General features: G+C 62.6%; 16 protein-coding genes, 1 other RNA gene and 2 pseudogenes. 11 read left to right on the forward strand and 8 right to left on the reverse strand.

Annotation, left to right across the window (positions count from 1 at the left end; translation table 11 throughout):
• Nucleotides 1-2 precede the first annotated feature (2 nt).
• Nucleotides 3-4,100, forward strand: coding sequence for an AsmA family protein (locus NKI97_RS21010; RefSeq protein WP_352836390.1), 4,098 nt, complete (start codon nt 3-5; stop codon nt 4,098-4,100).
• On the opposite strand, the pseudogene NKI97_RS21015 reads toward NKI97_RS21010, so the two are convergent.
• A pseudogene (locus tag NKI97_RS21015) lies at nt 4,045-4,416 on the reverse strand (MarR family winged helix-turn-helix transcriptional regulator); the annotation flags it as partial. The gene NKI97_RS21010 and the pseudogene NKI97_RS21015 overlap by 56 nt on opposite strands.
• An 86-nt stretch (nt 4,417-4,502) precedes the next feature.
• Here NKI97_RS21015 and NKI97_RS21020 point away from each other — a divergent pair.
• Entirely contained in the window at nt 4,503-4,628 is a 126-nt protein-coding gene (locus NKI97_RS21020) for a hypothetical protein (RefSeq protein WP_352450080.1), read from the forward strand.
• A 160-nt stretch (nt 4,629-4,788) separates the two neighbouring features.
• Here the strand turns inward: NKI97_RS21020 and NKI97_RS21025 are convergent, their stop codons facing one another.
• The 4 genes from NKI97_RS21025 to NKI97_RS21040 form a co-directional block, all read right to left on the reverse strand.
• Nucleotides 4,789-5,010: a ribbon-helix-helix domain-containing protein gene (locus tag NKI97_RS21025; RefSeq protein ID WP_352450079.1), complete on the reverse strand. Its 222-nt coding sequence runs from the start codon at nt 5,008-5,010 to the stop codon at nt 4,789-4,791.
• Nucleotides 5,011-5,030: 20 nt separating this feature from the next.
• The gene (locus NKI97_RS21030) at nt 5,031-5,234 is read right to left on the reverse strand and encodes a DUF4169 family protein (protein ID WP_023676708.1); all 204 of its coding nucleotides are present in this window, start codon (nt 5,232-5,234) and stop codon (nt 5,031-5,033) included.
• 18 nt (nt 5,235-5,252) lie between these two features.
• On the reverse strand, nt 5,253-5,789 hold the full coding sequence (locus NKI97_RS21035; protein ID WP_352450077.1) for an SspB family protein: 537 nt from the start codon (nt 5,787-5,789) through the stop codon (nt 5,253-5,255).
• Between the two features lie 134 nt (nt 5,790-5,923).
• Nucleotides 5,924-6,613 (reverse strand): TetR/AcrR family transcriptional regulator, encoded by a 690-nt coding sequence (locus NKI97_RS21040; RefSeq protein WP_352745169.1) that lies wholly within the window; start codon nt 6,611-6,613, stop codon nt 5,924-5,926.
• Between the two features lie 168 nt (nt 6,614-6,781).
• Between NKI97_RS21040 and NKI97_RS21045 the strand changes: the two genes are divergently transcribed.
• Together NKI97_RS21045 and NKI97_RS21050 are read left to right on the forward strand one after the other, a co-directional pair.
• Nucleotides 6,782-7,987 carry a multidrug effflux MFS transporter gene (locus tag NKI97_RS21045; protein WP_023676705.1) on the forward strand — a complete coding sequence of 402 codons (1,206 nt, stop codon included), beginning with the start codon at nt 6,782-6,784 and terminating at the stop codon, nt 7,985-7,987.
• Nucleotides 7,988-8,088: 101 nt separating this feature from the next.
• Nucleotides 8,089-8,904: pseudogene (locus tag NKI97_RS21050) on the forward strand (LysR family transcriptional regulator); the annotation flags it as partial.
• A 72-nt stretch (nt 8,905-8,976) separates the two neighbouring features.
• Here the strand turns inward: NKI97_RS21050 and NKI97_RS21055 are convergent.
• Nucleotides 8,977-9,717, reverse strand: a complete 741-nt coding sequence (locus NKI97_RS21055) for an SDR family oxidoreductase (RefSeq protein WP_352745163.1) — start codon at nt 9,715-9,717, stop codon at nt 8,977-8,979.
• A 404-nt stretch (nt 9,718-10,121) separates the two neighbouring features.
• On the opposite strand from NKI97_RS21055, the gene NKI97_RS21060 reads away from it, so the two are divergent.
• Nucleotides 10,122-11,918: an acetolactate synthase 3 large subunit gene (locus NKI97_RS21060; RefSeq protein WP_352745160.1), complete on the forward strand. Its 1,797-nt coding sequence runs from the start codon at nt 10,122-10,124 to the stop codon at nt 11,916-11,918.
• Nucleotides 11,919-12,016: 98 nt separating this feature from the next.
• Here the strand turns inward: NKI97_RS21060 and ssrA are convergent.
• Nucleotides 12,017-12,372: a transfer-messenger RNA gene (gene ssrA, locus NKI97_RS21065) on the reverse strand.
• A 163-nt stretch (nt 12,373-12,535) separates the two neighbouring features.
• On the opposite strand from ssrA, the gene NKI97_RS21070 reads away from it, so the two are divergent.
• The 6 genes from NKI97_RS21070 (at nt 12,536) to NKI97_RS21095 (ending at nt 17,085) form a co-directional block, all read left to right on the forward strand.
• Nucleotides 12,536-12,847 carry a DUF2853 family protein gene (locus NKI97_RS21070; RefSeq protein WP_352705123.1) on the forward strand — a complete coding sequence of 104 codons (312 nt, stop codon included), beginning with the start codon at nt 12,536-12,538 and terminating at the stop codon, nt 12,845-12,847.
• A 113-nt stretch (nt 12,848-12,960) separates the two neighbouring features.
• Nucleotides 12,961-13,755: a thymidylate synthase gene (locus tag NKI97_RS21075; RefSeq protein ID WP_352705121.1), complete on the forward strand. Its 795-nt coding sequence runs from the start codon at nt 12,961-12,963 to the stop codon at nt 13,753-13,755.
• Nucleotides 13,756-14,041: 286 nt separating this feature from the next.
• Entirely contained in the window at nt 14,042-14,833 is a 792-nt protein-coding gene (gene modA / locus NKI97_RS21080; RefSeq protein ID WP_352745157.1) for a molybdate ABC transporter substrate-binding protein, read from the forward strand.
• 15 nt (nt 14,834-14,848) lie between these two features.
• The gene (gene modB / locus NKI97_RS21085) at nt 14,849-15,553 is read left to right on the forward strand and encodes a molybdate ABC transporter permease subunit (protein ID WP_023676699.1); all 705 of its coding nucleotides are present in this window, start codon (nt 14,849-14,851) and stop codon (nt 15,551-15,553) included.
• The gene (gene modC / locus NKI97_RS21090; RefSeq protein WP_352724763.1) at nt 15,550-16,662 is read left to right on the forward strand and encodes a molybdenum ABC transporter ATP-binding protein; all 1,113 of its coding nucleotides are present in this window, start codon (nt 15,550-15,552) and stop codon (nt 16,660-16,662) included. Before modB ends, modC begins: the two co-directional genes overlap by 4 nt.
• An 81-nt stretch (nt 16,663-16,743) precedes the next feature.
• Nucleotides 16,744-17,085: a winged helix-turn-helix domain-containing protein gene (locus NKI97_RS21095; RefSeq protein ID WP_023676697.1), complete on the forward strand. Its 342-nt coding sequence runs from the start codon at nt 16,744-16,746 to the stop codon at nt 17,083-17,085.
• A gap of 33 nt (nt 17,086-17,118) precedes the next feature.
• Here NKI97_RS21095 and cobF read toward each other — a convergent pair whose 3' ends face one another.
• The gene (gene cobF / locus NKI97_RS21100; RefSeq protein WP_352680226.1) at nt 17,119-17,892 is read right to left on the reverse strand and encodes a precorrin-6A synthase (deacetylating); all 774 of its coding nucleotides are present in this window, start codon (nt 17,890-17,892) and stop codon (nt 17,119-17,121) included.
• Nucleotides 17,893-18,002 lie beyond the last annotated feature (110 nt).

Raw genomic sequence — 18,002 nt, forward strand, 5'->3', positions numbered from 1 at the left:
TCATGCTCGCACGCCTGTTCGTGATCTTCGGTGGGCTTCTTGTGCTGGTGCTGTGTGCGGCGCTGGTGGTGCCGTACTTTGTCGACTGGACAGGTTACCGTGCCGATTTCGAGCGCGAGGCGAGTGCCGTCCTGGGTCGCAAGGTGACCGTGCGAGGCGATGCAACGGCAAGGCTGTTGCCGTTCCCCTCGGTGACCTTTTCCAACGTCGCCGTTGCCGGTGGCCCCAACGGCCAGCCGGCGATGACCGTCGAAACTTTTTCGATGGATGCAGAACTCGCGCCATTCCTGCGCGGCGAGGTGCTGATCTTCGACATGCGGCTGGTGCGGCCGAAGGCGACGATCGACATCGCCGCCGACGGCACGGTCGACTGGACGATACGGCCGTCCTCGCCCTTCGATCCCGGCCAGATCTCCATCGAGAAGCTGACGGTGACGGAAGGACAGATCGCACTCAGCCACGCCGCAGGCGGGCGCAGCCATCTCATTTCCGAGATCAACTCGACGATCTCGGCCAAGTCGCTGGCCGGCCCCTGGCGGCTGGACGGCTCGCTGTTGCTGGACGGGTTGCGGACCACGATCGCCGCTTCCACCGGCAAGACCGAACCGGACGGGCAAATGCGGCTCAGGCTCAAGGCCGATCCGGATGCCTATCCGCTGGTCGTCGAGACCGACGGCAATGTGGGCCTCGTCGAGGGCGCCGCCGTCTATTCGGGCCAGTTCAAGATATCAGGCGCAGACCAGACCGCGGCGCGGCCGCGCGGCACCGACGGTGAAGCGCTGAAAGTCAACGCCGGCAAACCGGATCCGGGCTTCAGGCTGAACGGCAAGTTTTCGCTCGACCACCAGAAGCTCGGCGTCGACGAATTCCGCTTCGAGACGGGACCACTCGACAATCCCTACACCGCCGACGGTAAGGCTACGGTCGACCTTGGGCTGAAGCCGCATTTCTCGATCGAGACCAATGGCGCGCAGGTGCAGTTCGACGAGGCCGTGGGGGCGGCGGCCGGTGCCGGATTGACGCTATCCGAGCGGGTGGCGGCGCTGGAGCAGGCGCTGCTCGGTCTACCGAAGCCGATCATACCGGGTACGGTCGAGGTGAAACTGCCGGCCGTGGTTGCAGGCGACACCACCGTTCGCGACGTGCATCTGTCCGCCGAACCGGCCGAGGGCGGCTGGGCGGTAAAATCGCTGGCCGCCACGCTGCCCGGCCGCGCCAAGCTGGAAGCCAATGGCTTGGTCAGCGTCGAGGACCATTTCGGTTTCACCGGATCGCTGCTTCTGGCGGTGGCGCAGCCCTCCGGCTTCGCCGCATGGCTGTCGAAGGACGTCGACGAGGCGATCCGCCGCTTGCCGGCCGCCGGCTTCAAGGCCAAGGTGGATTTGAGCGAGAAGCACCAGGCCTTCAGCGATCTCGAACTCATCCTCGGCAAGGCGAAGTTCTCCGGCCGCATCGATTCCAGCCAGCCCGACGACACCCGGCCATCGGTGCTGATGCAACTGGAAGGTGGCGAACTCGATGTCGATGGGCTCGCCGCCTTCGCCTCGATCTTCGTCAGCGACAAGGGCGCCAACCGCTTTTCCGACCGCGACCTCGATTTCCAGATCAAGGCCGGGCCGGTCAGCGCCGGCGGGTTGACCGCCGATAGCGTCGATACTGCGCTTAGATTGCGCGAGGGGCTGCTTGAGATCGACCGACTGTCGGTCGGCGGACTTGCCGGCGCCTCGATCAGCGCCACCGGTCGAATCAAGGATTTCCCGGCGAGCCCGACCGGCAAGCTCGACGCCTCGGTGGTCGCCGTCGACCTCAAGCCGCTGATCGACGTCGCCGTCCAGCATTATCCCGGCAATGCAGTGCTGAAGGGCCTGGCGGAGCGTGCTGCTGCCTATCCCGAGCTGTTCCAGGATGCGCGCATCGACGCGGTCACGAGTGCCGCAGACAATGGCGACGGTACGACCGGACTGGCAATGAGCGCACAGGGCAAGGCCGGTGGCTCGGCCTTTTCGGCGTCGTTGTCCGGCAAAGGGGCGCTCGACCGGCCTCTCGAAGCGCCGGTGACGCTGACCTTCAACGCAAGGAACGCCGACGCCACCGCGCTTCTGGCGCTTTACGGTTTGCCGGCGCTGCCACTCGGCATGCTCGGCGAGGCGACCGCCGACGTCTCGGCCAAAGGCACGCTTGGCGGCGGCCTGGCGACACGATTCAGCCTGGCCGGCAATGACTTCAAAGCTGGTTTCGACGGGACAATTGCCGACACGTCTCAGGGCGCGGCCGCCAAGGGCAAGGTCAGCCTTGAAACGGCCGACATCGAGCCATGGCTGATGACGACCGGCGTCGGCCTGCCCGGCATGGGCACCGGCATGTCGACGTCGCTTGCAGCCGATGCCGATTACGGCAATGGTCTCCTGGTGCTGAGCGGCCTCAGCGGCGCCGTCAACGAAGCGGCGGTTTCCGGTGACGTAAATATCGACATCAAAGAGGGGCTGCCGCATCTTGCCGGCGCGCTGTCGCTGGACGAGCTGGACCTCGATCCGATCGCGGTGATGCTGTTCGGTGACCAGGCCTTCCTTGTCAATGACAGGACCTGGCCGACGGCACCGTTCAGCCAGAAATCCAGTCTGCCATTTACCGCCGATCTCGATCTGACGGCGGCGTCGCTTGCCGCCGGCCCGCTTGCCACCGCCTATGACGCTGCGCTGTCGCTGCAGCTCGACCAGGAGGGCATCCGCGTTTCCGACCTCAAGGCAAAGTTCCTCGGCGGCGCGTTGAGTGGCCTGTTCGAGATCAAGAACAATGACGGCACCGGGCTTTTCTCCGGTCAGATGAAACTCGCCGGCGCCGATCTGGCAGCCGTGCTGCCGGAGGCCGGCATCAGCGGAAGCGGCGAGTTCTCGACGGCGCTTTCGACCAGCGGCAAATCGGTCGACGCGATGGTTGCGGCGCTGTCCGGTTCCGGCACGGCAACGCTCAAGGGCATGACTATTGCCGGCTTCAATCCCGATGCCTTTGGCGCATTCATCGCCAAGGCCGATGCGATAGGGCGCGATATCGACGCGTCGAAGACTGCCGGCTTCGTGCCGCAGATCGCCGCGGCGGGCAGTTTTCCGGCGCAGGACACCGATATTGCCTTAACCATCGCCGGCGGCACGCTGAGGGCGCCGCCGGTCAAATTCGAAAGCCCGGGCGCGACGCTGTCCGCCGACATCACCGCCGATCTGAACACCAGCACCGTCGACGCCAAGGGCGAGATCGCTTACCGGCCCGGCGACGAGGCACTGGTCGGCTCCGAACCGATTTTGAATTTCAGCGTCGACGGGCCGTTCGGCGCCACCAAACGGCAGTTCGACAGCGAGCCGCTGGCACAGTTCCTGACCCAGCGTGCGCTGGAAAAGGAGCAGCAGCGGGTCGAAGCCATGCAAGCCGCACTGCTCGAGAAACAAAGGCTGCGGCGGGAGGTGCGCTACTACGCTGCGCTGCAAACCGAGCGTGAAAGAGCGGCGGAGGAACTGCGCAGACAACAGGAAGCAGCGCGGCTGAAGGCCGAGGCCGACGCCAAGGCAAAGGCCGAAGCCGAGGCGAGGGCGCAGGCTGAAGCCAAGGCGAAAGCTGAAGCGGACGCCAAGGCACAGGCGGATGCGGAGGCGAGGGCCCAGGCTGAGGCCAAAGCGAAGGCTGAAGCGGATGCCAAGGCAAAGGCCGAAGCTGAGGCGCAGGACCAAGCCGAAGCGGAGGCCAGGGCGCAGGCTGAAGCCAAGGCGAAGGCGGATGCAGCGGCGAAGGCCGAAGCCGAGGCCAGGGCGAAAGCCGAGGCGGCTGCAAAGGCCGAAGCGGATGCCGAAGCCAAAGCCAAGGCGGCGCAACAGGCTGCCGAGGAAGCAGCGCAGGCCGAAGAACAGCAACGCCAGAGGGCGGAAGAGGCGTTGCGGATCGCCTCGGAAGAGAAGGCAAGGCTCGACGCCGAACGCAAGGCCGCGGCGGAGCGAGCGGAACGGGCGCCACCGGCCGCAAATAACGTGCCACCGCCAGTGCAGCCCCCGCCAAAGCTCAAGTTCGATCCCTCGTCGATCGACGATCTGCTGAAATCGTTGAATGGCGGGTGACGGCGCATCCCTTAGTGTCGCGTCCAGCAAGCAAGCGCTTCAGCATCGGTTCGATCCGCCCGAGTTCGTCGAGATGAGCGGCTGACAGATCGGTGAGACTGTCGTCGGCGCGCTCGGTCAGCCGCAGCGGCACGCGGCGGTGGTCCTCCTCGTCGTGGTCCCTCGCGACCAGCCCGGCTTCGCAAAGACGGTTGACCAATTCCACTGCGCTGTGATGGCGGATGCGCAGGCGCTCCGCGTGGTCGCCAATGGTCACCGGCCCTCCGCCGGGGAACCCTTTGATTGCAAGCAGGGCCTGATGCTGGCGTGGTGTCACCAACATCGCTCGTGCCCGCCATCTTCGGTGGCACGGCCGGCGACCTATCCGCAAGTCGGCACGCCGCCAGAAAGCAAGGTCTGCAAATGAAGTCCGATCACGCCAACCCCGGCCATCTGCGCGATTTTACCACCGACGCCCGGGTGCTGCTCATTGCCAGCATAGCGGTGGTGGTTGCGACGGCGGGGTTGTTGCCGGCATTGCCCTCTTGAAGCTGATCCGGCTTGCCACGAACATCGCCTATTTTGGCCAGTTCACGCTCGCCGACCTGAAACGGCAGGATACGCTGCTTGGCAGGCCGAAGAACGCGACCGCTCGGCTTTGCTGGGCTTCCGTATCCGGCGCAGGAAACAGGATAGCGTTGCCTGAAGGCTACAATTTGCCGCGCTTGGCCCAATCCAGCACATAGAGCCGGAGCGCCGAGGAGAGATTGGCATCCCGCGGGCGGCTCTCGTCGATTTCGGCGACAAGGGCGGCGAGCGTCAGTTTTCGCACGGCCGCGATGGCGACCAGGTCGTCGTAAAAAGGCTTTTCGAGCGAATAGCTGGTGCGGTGGCCGCGAATGGTGACCGAGCGCTTTTCCACCGGGCTCACGAGACGATCCTACTCACACTTCAAGCATCGGATTTGTCCGAATCGCCCGAATTTTCGCGGCGATGGCCGGCGACGAATTTATCGGCCTTGTCGGCGATCAGGCGGTCGCGATCCCGGCTGGGTTTGGAACGGCCATGCAGCGCCCGGTTCTGTTCGGCCAGGCGCTCCTTCTCGGCTCGCGCCTTCTGCTTGCGTGCCTGACGGAGATTGACGATCTCGGCCATGTCACGCCGCCCGTCGGGTCACTTCTTGCGGAAGGCGTCAAGCGACACGACGTCGGCGCCCTTGGCGACGGCGTCGGCCGCTGCAGGCTTCTTTTCCGCCTCGGCGGTTTTCTTCTTCGTCTCGGGCTTTTTCTCGGCGACGATGGCCAGCGGTTCGGGAGCAGGCTTGGCCTTTGTCTCCTGTTCCGCCGGGGTATCGGTCTTGACGTCGAATTCGAGCTCGAAGTTGACGGACGGGTCGTAAAAGCCGCGTACGGCCGAGAACGGGATTTCCAGTTTCTCCGGCACGTCGGAAAACGACAGCCCGACCTCAAAGCCGGTGTCGCTCACCTTCAGGTCCCAATACTGGAACTGGATGACGATGGTCATCTGTTCGGGATAGCGCTCGCGCAGCCGCGACGACACGCGCACGCCCGGCGCGCCCGTGAGAAAGGTGATGAAGAAATGATGGTTGCCCGGGAGACCGGTGCGCGCGACTTCGGCCAGGACCTTGCGCATGACGCCGCGCAACGCCTCCTGGGCCAGAATGTCGTAGCGGATGTGGTCGTCGGCCATGTGGCTGTCGGGTTCCGTTGAATCGTCCTGATAGCTGTAATCAAGCTTGAGCGCGGCGTAAACCGGATATAGATCGCCGGCGTGCGGAAGCGAAGCCCATTGGCGACGATTTGATCGTCAAACGGCTTTGATCGTCAAGCGCTGGCGAGCGCGCCCTGTTTGCTCGCCCGGGCCAAAGGCTGCCGCTTGCCGAAGGCGCGCAGGAAGGTGCGCACGCCATTTGTCGCCGATTGCACCACCTCGTCCTCGGTCGGTGTACCGCCGAGCATGAACGTCGTCTGCAACTCGGCATTGGCAAGCGCCATGAACTGGCGCGCTGCGACATCGGGATCGTCGATATCAAGGAAGCCGGCATGAGCGAGGCGGGCGAAGCGGGCGGCGATCGCCGGCCATGTCCTGCCCGGTCCTTCTTCGCGCCATTCGGCGAACAACTCGGGATAGCGCCCGCCCTCGGTCTGGATCAGCTTGCGCAGGAATTTGCCGTCGCGGTTGCAGATGCAGTTGTGGTTCATCCGCACAGCAAAGGCGATGAGGTCGGCCTCGAGATCCTTCGGCTGATCGGGAAAAGTGGAAATCGTGGCAAAGATGCCGGCATTGCAACGTTCGGTGAGGTCGCGGACGATGGCAACGAAGAGTTTCTCCTTGTCGCCGTGATGATTGTAGATGGTCTGGCGGGAGACGCCGGCCTCGGCGGCAATCATGTCGATATTGGCACCGGCAAAGCTTTCGCGGCAGAAGACCGAGGCGGCGGCATCGACAATCGACATGCGCTTGGCCTCGTGGCCTCGCGGCGGGAAAATGTCAGGAGAGACGTTGGCCTTCATGCAAAACTATATAGAGGTGGTTGACGAATTAGACAAGCCTGTCTAAATTTGTGGACTTGCACGAAGGGGGTTTCGTTCCGCAGAAGAGTCGGAACTCCACGGGATGGAACGTCCTAGGGTTACACGTCGGTCCTCGGCGGCAACCAGAATTCGAAAGAGCCTGCTATCATGAACGCCAAATTCCTCCGCATTGCGGTCGTGCTCGGCCTATTGTCCGCGATCGGCCCGTTTGCCATCGACATGTATCTTCCGGCCCTGCCTTCAATCGGTGAGGATCTGCATGCCGGCACTGCCGCGGTGCAGATGAGCCTGCTGATCTTCTTTCTTTCCATGGGCTTCGGCCAGATCGTCGTCGGACCGATCTCCGACATGGTCGGCCGCAAGCTGCCACTCTACGGCGGCCTGGCGCTGTTCATGGTCGGCGGCGTCGGCTCGGCGCTGGCTCCCTCGATCGAATGGCTGATCGCCTTCCGCTTCCTGCAAGGGCTCGGCGCCAGCGCCGGCATGGCCGTGCCGCGCGCGATCGTGCGCGATCTGCATACCGGCACCGAGGCCGCCAAGCTGATGTCGCTGCTGATGCTGGTGTTTTCGGTGTCGCCGATCCTGGCGCCGCTGACCGGTAGCCAGATCATCGAGAACTTCGGCTGGCGCGCCGTGTTCTGGACGGTGACGGGCGCGGCCGTGCTCGCCACCATCCTGCTGGCGACCTCGCTCAAGGAGACACGGCCGGTCGAGGAGCGCGCCGGGTCGTCCTTCGGGACGGCACTTTCCGGCTACCGCTTCCTGATGGGCGACCGCAACTTCCTTGGCCTGACGGCCATCGCCGGCTTCGGCATTGCGAGCTTCTTCGTCTATCTGTCGAGCTCGTCCTTCATCCTGATCGACCATTATGGCCTGTCGCCTTCGGTCTATAGCGTGTTCTTCTCGATCAATGCGGTTGCCTTTATCGGCATGTCGCAGCTGACCGGGTTGCTGTCGGAGCGGTTCGGGCTGCAGCGCGTGGTGCGCGTCGCGGTGACCGGCTATGCGACGACGATGGTGGTGCTGTTCGCGGTGATGGCATCGGGTGTCGACCGGCTCGACGTGATGGCGGCGCTGCTGTTCATCGGCTACGGCTTTCTCGGCCTGGTCATCCCGACGACGTCGGTGCTGGCCATGGAAGAGCATGGCGAGATCGCCGGTACCGCGTCGGCGCTGATGGGCACGCTGCACTTCGCCATCGGCGCGGTCGCCATGGGCGTCGCCGGCGTGTTTTTCGACGGCACGCCGCTGCCGATGGTGGCGGGCATCACGCTCTGCGCGGCGATCTCCTTCACACTGGCCAAAATAACGCTCGGCCGCAGCCGGGACGTCGCGGAAGCGCCGGCGGAGTAAACTTCGCCTATCGAGACAAAAAGGCCGGGCGATGTTCCCGGCCTTTTCACGTTTGCGGTCCCGGTTCAAAGCAGCCTATGCCTATATGACGGGTTCAGGACATGCAGCTTCGACATCTCAAAACCTTCGTGGCGGTCGCCACCACCTTGAACATCACACGCGCCTCCGAGCGGGTTCATCTTGCCCAATCGAGCGTGACCGAACAGATCCAGGCGCTGGAAAGCGATCTAGGCACGTCGCTGTTCGACAGATCACGGCGTGGCTTGAAGCTGACGGCGGCGGGACAACGCCTGCTGGACTATGCAAACGATCTCCTCGACCTCGCGGACGAAGCCCGTTCCGCTGTCGCCGACGCGAGCGGCACGGTTGCCGGTCGCCTGACTGTCGGCGGCCTGGAGACGCTTTGCTCGACACGCTTGCCAGCTGTGCTGGCGGAATTCCATCGGCGCCATCCCGATGTGGAACTGAACCTCAGGGCGGACGATAGCAGTGGGTTGCGTGCCGGCGTGACAAGCGGGGCGCTGGACGTATCTTTCCATTTCGGAGCCGTCCCGGCGGCGGCGCCGGAGCTGCGAAGCGAGCAAGTGGCGTTAGAAGAGCTCGTCACCATAATGCCGGCAAATCACCGGTTGGCCGGATATTCTGCCATAACGCCCGACGATCTGGCCGACGAGGCCTTCCTCGTCACCCAGCCCGGTTGCGTCTATAGGCGGATGTTCGACGAAACGTTTGCCGCAACATTGCCTGACCGTCCAAAACTCGTCGGCGAGTTCGCCAGCATGGGCGCGATACGGAGCCTTGTTGAAGGCGGTCTTGGATGCGCGCTGGTCCCGCGTCTCGTGGCTTCCGCGGCTGACGCCAATATCGTCGTGCTGCCCTGGGTCGGAAGCAGCCCGGTGACGCCGGTCACCATGGTATGGCGCCACCGGCGCATTCAAGCGCCGGTGCTGCGGCTGTTCCTTGCAATGGTCCGCGAAATCTGGCCATCGCTAGACCAGTCGCTGGCCACCATCGACATGAAGCACGGTTCCGGTGATGAAGCCGTTGTGCATGAGGGACGTGATGGCTTGGGCAATGTCGGCTCCCTGGCCGATCCGGCCGACGAGCAGACGCTTTGCCATGGCGTCCAGCGCGGCTGTCTTTCCGCTGCCGACGACGGCATCCCAAATCGGCGTGTCGACCCAGCCCGGCGAGACGACGTTGACGCGGATCGGCGCCAGTTCGACGGCAAGCGCGTAGGCGAGTGAGCCAAGTGCCCCATTAACGGCTGCCACCACCGAGCCTTTCGCCGCCGGACGATAGGCGGCGATGCCCGAGGTCAGCGTGATTGATCCCCTAGGCGTCAGACGAGGCGCGCCATGTTTGGCAAGAAGAAGCGGTCCGACGACTTTGGAATCCATCACTTTGCGCGCCACCGAGATATCCATCTCGGGAAGCAACTCATAGACGCCGGTAACGTCGGCGGCGGTCGAGACGATGTGGTCGAGCGTGCCGACATCCTGGAACAGGCGCTGGACCTCGTCCTCGCTTGTGACGTCGGCTGCGATCGTCCTCAGCCTTTCCGGGTGAGGCACGCGCTGCCGTGCGGTCAACAACCGGTCCTCGGAGCGGCCGACGATCGTAACCTCGGCGCCGGCGGCAAGCTGCTGTTCGGCCAGCGACAGCCCCATACCGGAACTGCCGCCAACGATCAGGATGCGTTCGTGTTTTGGTGTGGTTTCCTGGTTCATCTTATCTCTCCATGAGGCAGCTCGCCGGGCATGACCACGCGGCGAGAAACTGAGGCCTTGTCCCGCAAAGGCGTGGAAGAAGGGAAACGGGAAGAAACGAATGCTGCCATCGGAGGTTCCGATGATGGGAGGCCCTTGGGCTTTCGCCTCAGCCTGAGACGCCTCAGCCTGAGACGTTGACGATGCGCGATTTTCTGTGTAGCAGCGATCATCATGAAGATCGCAATGGTTCTTGCAGTGGTAGGAAAGCGCACGGGCAGGATGGTGTAACCATCCGGCGACAGCCACCCGTGCGCGACAAACAGGCTCCCGACGGGGCCTTTTTTTTATGCCCGAAATTCTTCTTACGCCCGATTTCGGCGACGCCCCGTCAACCCATCCTCATCACGCTACGGGACAGAACCATGACAAGCGATAATTCCATTCAGCATACGAGCAACCGCATGACAGGAGCGGAGATCGTTCTCCGCGCACTCAAAGACAATGGTGTGGAGCATATTTTCGGCTATCCCGGCGCGGCCATATTGCCGATCTACGACGAGATATTCCAGCAGGACGACATCAAGCATATCCTCGTGCGCCACGAACAGGGCGCCGGCCATGCCGCTGAGGGTTATGCCCGGTCCACGGGCAAGGTCGGCGTGATGCTGGTCACATCAGGCCCAGGCACGACGAATGCCGTGACGCCCCTGCAGGACGCGCTGATGGATTCAGTACCGATCGTCTGTCTGTCCGGACAAGTGCCGACAACATTGATCGGCTCCGATGCCTTTCAGGAATGTGACACGATTGGCATCACGCGATCCTGCACCAAGCACAACTCTTTGGTCAAAGACGTCAATGACTTGGCGTCAGCAATCCATAGGGCGTTCCACATCGCTCGGTCGGGGCGACCGGGGCCTGTTCTCGTCGACATGCCAAAGGACGTTCTGTTTGCGTCCGGCGTGTATACGCCGCCATCGGGTGTTGCTGCGCTGAAAAATTATCAACCGAAGCTTCAGGGTGATATCGGCAAGATCGGCCAGGCGATAGCACTGATGGCCAATGCCAGCCGTCCCGTTATCTATGCCGGCGGCGGCATCGTCAATTCCGGCCCGGAAGCATCGAGATTGCTGCGGGAGCTGGTTCAACTGACCGACTTTCCGATCACCTCGACGCTTATGGGCCTTGGGGCTTACCCCGCCTCCGGCAAGAACTGGCTCAAGATGGTCGGTCTGCATGGTTCCTATGAGGCGAACATGGCGATGCACGATTGCGACGTCATGATCTGTGTCGGCGCGCGCTTTGATGACCGCGTGACCTCGCGTGTGGATGCTTTTTCGCCGAACTCCAGCAAGATCCATATCGATATAGATCCGTCCTCGATCAACAAGAACGTCCACGTCGATATCGGCATGCAAGGCGATGTCGGCAATGTTCTGGATGACATGGTTCGTCTATGGCGCGCATTGCCTCGCAAGCCGGATGAAGGCCGCCTCCAGGACTGGTGGAGAAGGATCGCCGGCTGGCGCGCGCGCAATTCATTCTCCTATGAGATGAACAAAGACGTGATCATGCCGCAATATGCGGTGCAGCGTCTCTACGCGCTGACGAAGGATCGCGACACATACATCACCACTGAAGTGGGCCAGCATCAGATGTGGGCGGCCCAATTCTACGGCTTCGAAAGGCCGAACCGCTGGATGAGTTCCGGCGGCCTCGGGACGATGGGCTACGGCCTGCCGGCGGCGCTGGGCGTGCAGATCGCACATCCGGACAGCCTCGTCATCGATATCGCCGGCGACGCATCGGTTCAGATGACCATGAAAGAGATGTCGACGGCAGTCCAGTACGACGCGCCGATCAAGGTCTTCATCCTGAACAACGGATATATGGGCATGGTTCGCCAGTGGCAGCAAATTCTTCACGGCAACCGCCTCGCGCATTCCTATTCCGAGGCTTTGCCCGATTTTGTCAAATTGGCCGAGGCGTTCGGAGCGGTCGGCCTGCGCTGCGACAAACCAGCCGACCTTGATGATGCGATCCAGGAAATGATTGATGTGGACCGGCCGGTGCTTCTTGACTGTCGTGTTGCCAAGCTCGCCAATTGTTTTCCGATGATCAGGACGGGCAGGGCGCACAATGAGATGCTTCTGTCACATGAGGCTGCCGACGAAACCTTTGGCAGCGCGATCGAAACGATCAGCCAGGGACTGGTATGAACGCCGCGGCGCCAGCGCGTATCAGGGCGTGAAAACCCCAGGCCTGCAGCTGCACATATCGGCCGAGCCTGCGGCTGCGCATATCAAAAAGGGGGAGAAATGGAGGTTTCTGTTGCCAGGTACCTCCGAACCCCGCCTAGAAGTGCGAACCACTAGGGCTTGAATTGAAGCTATCGCACCGCTTACGCGGCGAGACGTGCTTCCGCATAGTTGTCGTTGGCAACTATAAGTTTAGCCCGATAACGGTGGTACAATGCCGGGCAAAAGTACGATCTTTACACCTTCGTCGATCCTATTTCGCCCCCAGCAAAAGCCGCTCCTGAGCAGCGGTTTTTGGTGGAGGCGCCGGGTACCGCCCCCGGGTCCGAACGGCTTATTTCATCGCCTGTTTATCGCCATAGTCGGTCGAGCCGACGAAGCGAATATAGGGACTGGCGGTGGAAAATGAAAGGCCGGAATACCACTTTCGTCCGTGCCAAAGTGGATCATCAAGGGGTTGACTTGCAGCCGGTCTCAACCGAAGCTTTGTGGCGGTGAGGAGACCTAGCGCATTATTTGCGGCAGCGCGCCACAATCCTCACTGACCGGATCCCGTGGCGCCGACGAGGGGAAATTCGATGGCCGATTATCTCGCAGACGTAAAGAAGTATGATGCGGCGGCCGATGCCGACGCGGTCGCCAAGATCGTCAAGCATCTGGGCATCGCGCTCAGGAACCGCGATTCCTCGCTGGTGTCCTGCACCGACCCGGAGGAACTGAAGCGTGTCAGGAACAGCTGGGTCGCCGGCAAGCTCGGCGTCACCGACGGTGCCAAGGCGGATGGGGCTATCGAAAAGACCTGCAAGGCTATGGCGGCCGACAACAGCAAGAGCCGGGTGACATTCTATTACCTCGTCGCCAAGGATCTGGGCATGCTCGGCTCGCTCTGAGCAACCTCGCCGCCGGTGCTGGTGAGGCTTCTGCTGGAATCGTCTCGCTTTGCTGTGTTCGGCCGACGGTCATTCGGCTATGATGGCTGACAACCCGAATCGGACCGGAGCCGATGCGCCAGTATCTCGACCTTCTGAAGCATGTGCTGGAAAACGGCGCCGATCGCGGCGACCGCACCGGCACCGGAACGCGCTCGGTATTCGGCTACCAGATGCGCTTCGACCTGGCCCGCGGCTTTCCGGTCACCACCACCAAGAAGCTGCACCTGAAGTCGATTATCCACGAGCTTTTATGGTTCCTGGCCGGCGACACCAACATCAAATATCTCAACGATCACGGCGTCTCGATCTGGGATGAGTGGGCCGACGAGAACGGCGATCTCGGCCCGGTCTATGGCAAACAATGGCGGTCGTGGCCGGACGGCCATGGCGGCGCCATCGACCAGATTGCGAATCTTCTGAAGGAAATACGCAAAAATCCTAATTCGCGGCGGCTGATTGTTTCGGCGTGGAACCCGGCCGAGGTGGAGGCCATGGCGTTGCCGCCCTGCCATTGCCTGTTCCAGTTTTATGTTTCTGAAGGCAAGGTTTCCTGCCAGCTCTATCAGCGGTCGGGCGATATCTTTCTCGGTGTGCCGTTCAACATCGCTTCCTATGCGTTGCTGACGCTGATGGTGGCGCAGGTGACCGGATTGAAACCCGGCGATTTCATCCACACGCTCGGCGACGCGCATCTTTACTCGAACCATTTCGAGCAGGCGCGCGAACAATTGCGGCGCACGCCCAAGGCGTTGCCGACGCTGTGGATCAATCCCGAGGTGAAGGATCTCTTTGCCTTCCGCTTCGAGGATTTCCGGCTCGAGAACTATTTCGCCGACGCGACGATCAAGGCGCCGATCGCGGTCTAGCACCATAGCCGACCGTGCATATCGACATTGCCTACTGCGGCTGCGCCCTCGGGCCTTGTCAGCATCCATCTTGATTGGCCGACGTCGACTTGACGGGCAATCCCTGGTCGCTGATTTTCATGTGAATATTTCCTTCGGCTTCGACGCCGCTGTATCCAACGACGATTATCGCAGGCCGGGAAAACCTCGGTTCAGAATGCCGTCGCCGGTAAAGAGCCTTTCCTTGTTATGTTCGCACGGATATATCGATGGACGGCTTCGGGCGATCCGGGACGAGGAGAGTTTCATGCTGGCGCGCAAAGGTTCGACGACGATTGCCATCGCGGGTCTCGCCGCCATGCTGATGGCCGCGGTGCCGGCGGCCCATGCCGATGACAAGGTGGTCGTGTTTGCCGCGGCGAGCCTGAAGGATGGGCTCGATGCCGTCAACAAGGCCTGCGAGGCCGATGTCGGCGAGGCGGCGACCATTTCCTACGCGGCGAGCTCGGCGCTGGCCAGGCAGATTGAAAGCGGCGCGCCAGCAGACCTGTTCATCTCGGCCGATCTCGACTGGATGAAATATCTTGCCGACAGGAAGCTGACCAAGCCCGAAACCCAAGTGAAACTGCTCGGTAACCAGATCGTGCTGGTTGCGCCGCGGGATTCCAAGGTTGAAACCAGGATCGAAAAGGGTTTCGATCTTGCCAAGCTCGTCGGTGACGGCAAACTTGCCATGGGCGATGTCAAAGCTGTGCCGGCAGGCAAATACGGCAAGGCAGCCCTCGAATCGCTCGGTGCCTGGTCTTCGGTCGAAGGCAAGGTGGCGCAGGCCGAGAATGTCCGCGCCGCGCTAAAACTGGTATCGACCGGCGAGGCAGCACTCGGCATCGTCTATGCCACGGATGCGCATGCGGAGCCCGGCGTCAAGGTGATCGGCACTTTCCCCGCGGGTACCCATCCGCCGATCATCTATCCAGTCGCCCAGCTTGCGGATTCGAAGAGCAGGGATACCCCGGCGTTCCTGAAATGCCTGCAATCCGCCAAGGCTGGCGAACTCTTCAAGGCGCAAGGTTTTACAATCCTCGCGCCGAGCAACTGACGTACGGCACCGCACATGAACTGGCTGCTGGATCTCGCTCCCGACGAATGGAATGCGGTCCGGCTGTCGATCAAGGTGGCGACCGTCGCGATGATTGCCAGCCTGCCGCCGGGCATTCTGATCGCTCTTGTGCTTGCCCGCGGCCAGTTCTGGGGCAAGACGCTGCTCAATGGTCTGGTGCATCTGCCGCTGATCCTGCCGCCGGTGGTGACCGGCTATTTGCTGCTTTTGACTTTCGGCAAGCGTGGTCCGGCCGGCGCTTTCCTGGCCGAACATTTCGGCATCGTTTTTTCCTTCCGCTGGACTGGCGCCGCGCTCGCCTGCGGCGTGATGGGCTTTCCGCTGATGGTGCGGGCCATCCGGCTGTCGATCGAGGCCGTCGACCGCAAAATCGAGGCGGCCGCCGGCACGCTCGGCGCCAATCCGCTATGGGTATTTGGCACGATCACGCTGCCGCTGATCCTGCCCGGGCTGATCGCCGGTGCGATCCTCTCCTTCGCCAAGGCGATGGGCGAATTCGGCGCGACGATCACCTTTGTCTCCAACATTCCGAACGAGACGCAGACGCTACCGTCGGCGATCTACACTTTCACGCAGGTTCCCGGCGGCGACGCCGGCGCGCTCAGGCTGACGCTGATCTCGATCGTCATCTCGATGGCGGCACTTGTTGCCTCGGAAGTGCTGGCGCGGCGCGTCGGCCGGCGGATGGACATCGAATGACGGTTCAGGTCGACATCAGCCACCGGCTTGGCGGTTTCACCGTCAATGCCCGCTTCGAAAGCGCCGGGCGGCTGACTGCGCTGTTCGGGCCTTCCGGCTCCGGAAAGACGACGCTGATCAATTTGATTGCCGGGCTGATCCGCCCCGACAAAGGTCGTATCGCGGCCGAGGGCCGCGTGCTGGTCGATAGCGATGCCGGTCTGTTCGTGCCGAAGCACAAACGGCGGATCGGCATGGTGTTCCAGGATGCGCGGCTGTTTCCGCATATGAGCGTGGCGAGCAATCTGCGCTATGGCCGCTGGTTCACGCCGGCTGCTGAGCGTTACGCGGATATCGATGGCGTGGTCGAACTGCTCGGGATCGGCCATTTGCTCGACCGGCGGCCGGCAAAACTCTCCGGTGGCGAGAAGCAGCGTGTGGCAATCGGCAGGGCGCTGCTTGCCAGTCCGAAATTGCTGCTGATGGACGAGCCGCTGGCTTCGCTCGACGAGGGGCGCAAGGCCGAGATCTTGCCTTATATCGAGCGGCTGCGCGACGAGACGAAAATCCCGATCGTCTATGTCAGCCACTCGATCGCCGAAGTGGCGCGGCTGGCGAGCGACGTCGTGGTGCTGATGCAAGGAAAGGTCGCAGCTTCCGGTCCGACCGGAGCGATCATGCAGCGTCTGGATCTATTGCCGGCCGAAGAGCGCGGCGAGGGCGGTGCCGTGCTGGATACCGCGGTTCTGCGCCACGACGAAGCCTTTGGCATGACGGTGCTAGGCTCATTGGCGGGCGAGATCCGGGTGCCGCTTCTGGCAACGCCAGTCGGTGCGCCGGTGCGCGTCCGCATCCGTGCCCGCGACGTGATGATCGCCACCGAGCAACCGGTTGGCCTCAGCGCGCTCAACATATTGCCGGGCATGATCGTGGCGATAGAGCCGGGCGAAGGACCTACGGTCGAGATTGGCCTCGACTGCAATGGCGCAACCGTGCTTGCCCGCATCACCGAACAGTCGCGGCAGACACTGGGGCTTCGGCTTGGTCGACAGGTCTTCGCCGTGGTCAAGACGGTGAGCTTCGACCGGGCGAATACCGGCGCCGGCCTGCCCGCCGAGGCGGATGAGTGAACGGCCGATGATTCGCTATATCGTTTTGGAATAGCGGTATCGCTGGAGAACTTGTAGAATAGCGTGACCGCGGAGGAGCAAATGCCGTCGCTGAGTTTGCGGATAAATCTCGATCCAGATGGCCGCATCGGACCGGGCAAGATCGAGCTTCTGGAACAGATCGCCGCCTTCGGCTCGATTTCGGCCGCAGCACGCGGCATGGAGATGTCCTACAAGCACGCCTGGGATCTGGTCGAAGACATGAACCGCGTGTTCGGCAAGCCGCTGGTTGCGGCACAGACGGGCGGCAAAAAAGGCGGTGGCGCCCAGTTGACGTCGGTCGGGCTTGCTGTGGTCAGCCGCTTCCGCGCGATCGAGCGGGCTGCGTCTTCAGCAGCGGCGGCGCATATGGAGGCGCTGCAGGCCGAGATCGACGCAGCGTGACGCCGGCGGAATTCATGCCGCGTGTGATCCCTGTTACTTCTTTGGCTCGCCCGGCTTGCGCAGCAGATAGGTGTCCATGATCCAGCCTTTTTTCCGGCGGGCCTGCTCACGGGTGCTCACGATCTTGTCGCCGACGTCGCCAATCCGGCCCGAGATGACGATCTCGTCGGGCGTCCCGAGATAGGCGCCCCAGTGGACGGTGACGTCGTTGTCGTCCAGCGTGTTGAAGGCGCATTTGCCGTCCAGCATGACGATGGTGCTGCCGGCGTTTTCGGGCAGACCTTCCTCGGCGAGCCGGCGGCCGGTGGTGATCAAAATGGCGTCGCCGATCCGGTTCAATGCCATTTTGTGGCTGGCTGCGAGTGCCTGGATGGCGGTGATGCCAGGGATGACCTCCAGCTCGAACGCTACATTGCCTCTGAGGCGCACGCGCTCGAGGATGCGCAGCGCACTGTCGTAGAGCGACGGATCGCCCCAGATCAGGAAGGCGCCGCAGCCATCTTCAGGGAGTTCGTCGCGGATCAGGCCTTCGTAGATCGCGGCGATCGCCTCGTGCCAGTCGTCGACGGTCGAGCGGTAGGAAGGCGCCGGCTCGGCGCGCACCGGCACCTCGAATTCGACACGGCGCGAGTTCGGATTAATGACGAAGCGGTCGCAGATCTGGCGGCGCAATTCGGCGAGATCGTTCTTCTTGGCGCCCTTGTCGGGAATGAACAGCACGTCGGCCCGATTGAGACCGTTAATGGCCTGGACCGTCATGTGCTCCGGATTGCCGGCGCCGATGCCGATGACGAGAAGCTTGCGCATGGGCGAACTCCTGCCCGATCGGGACCGGCGTGTCTAGACCGACACGACATGCCGGCAGGCGCCGGCACATTTGCCGAAAGGCTTTGAAACGCCACATTGAACAGCTAGAG

It is taken from the genome of Mesorhizobium sp. M0296 (assembly GCF_040321675.1).
Taxonomy (GTDB): domain Bacteria; phylum Pseudomonadota; class Alphaproteobacteria; order Rhizobiales; family Rhizobiaceae; genus Mesorhizobium.

Excerpts from the sequence above, each read along its gene's own strand:
- cobF (WP_352680226.1), bottom strand. The coding sequence starts at position 17,892 with ATGCGCAAGCTTCTCGTCATCGGCATCGGCGCCGGCAATCCGGAGCAC.
- modC (WP_352724763.1), top strand. The coding sequence starts at position 15,550 with ATGACGGTTCAGGTCGACATCAGCCACCGGCTTGGCGGTTTCACCGTC.
- NKI97_RS21040 (WP_352745169.1), bottom strand. The coding sequence starts at position 6,613 with ATGAAGGCCAACGTCTCTCCTGACATTTTCCCGCCGCGAGGCCACGAG.
- NKI97_RS21070 (WP_352705123.1), top strand. The coding sequence starts at position 12,536 with ATGGCCGATTATCTCGCAGACGTAAAGAAGTATGATGCGGCGGCCGAT.
- NKI97_RS21010 (WP_352836390.1), top strand. The coding sequence starts at position 3 with ATGCTCGCACGCCTGTTCGTGATCTTCGGTGGGCTTCTTGTGCTGGTG.
- modA (WP_352745157.1), top strand. The coding sequence starts at position 14,042 with ATGCTGGCGCGCAAAGGTTCGACGACGATTGCCATCGCGGGTCTCGCC.
- NKI97_RS21035 (WP_352450077.1), bottom strand. The coding sequence starts at position 5,789 with ATGGCCGACGACCACATCCGCTACGACATTCTGGCCCAGGAGGCGTTG.
- NKI97_RS21045 (WP_023676705.1), top strand. The coding sequence starts at position 6,782 with ATGAACGCCAAATTCCTCCGCATTGCGGTCGTGCTCGGCCTATTGTCC.
- NKI97_RS21055 (WP_352745163.1), bottom strand. The coding sequence starts at position 9,717 with ATGAACCAGGAAACCACACCAAAACACGAACGCATCCTGATCGTTGGC.
- modB (WP_023676699.1), top strand. The coding sequence starts at position 14,849 with ATGAACTGGCTGCTGGATCTCGCTCCCGACGAATGGAATGCGGTCCGG.
- NKI97_RS21060 (WP_352745160.1), top strand. The coding sequence starts at position 10,122 with ATGACAAGCGATAATTCCATTCAGCATACGAGCAACCGCATGACAGGA.
- NKI97_RS21075 (WP_352705121.1), top strand. The coding sequence starts at position 12,961 with ATGCGCCAGTATCTCGACCTTCTGAAGCATGTGCTGGAAAACGGCGCC.
- NKI97_RS21095 (WP_023676697.1), top strand. The coding sequence starts at position 16,744 with ATGCCGTCGCTGAGTTTGCGGATAAATCTCGATCCAGATGGCCGCATC.
- NKI97_RS21020 (WP_352450080.1), top strand. The coding sequence starts at position 4,503 with ATGAAGTCCGATCACGCCAACCCCGGCCATCTGCGCGATTTTACCACC.
- NKI97_RS21030 (WP_023676708.1), bottom strand. The coding sequence starts at position 5,234 with ATGGCCGAGATCGTCAATCTCCGTCAGGCACGCAAGCAGAAGGCGCGA.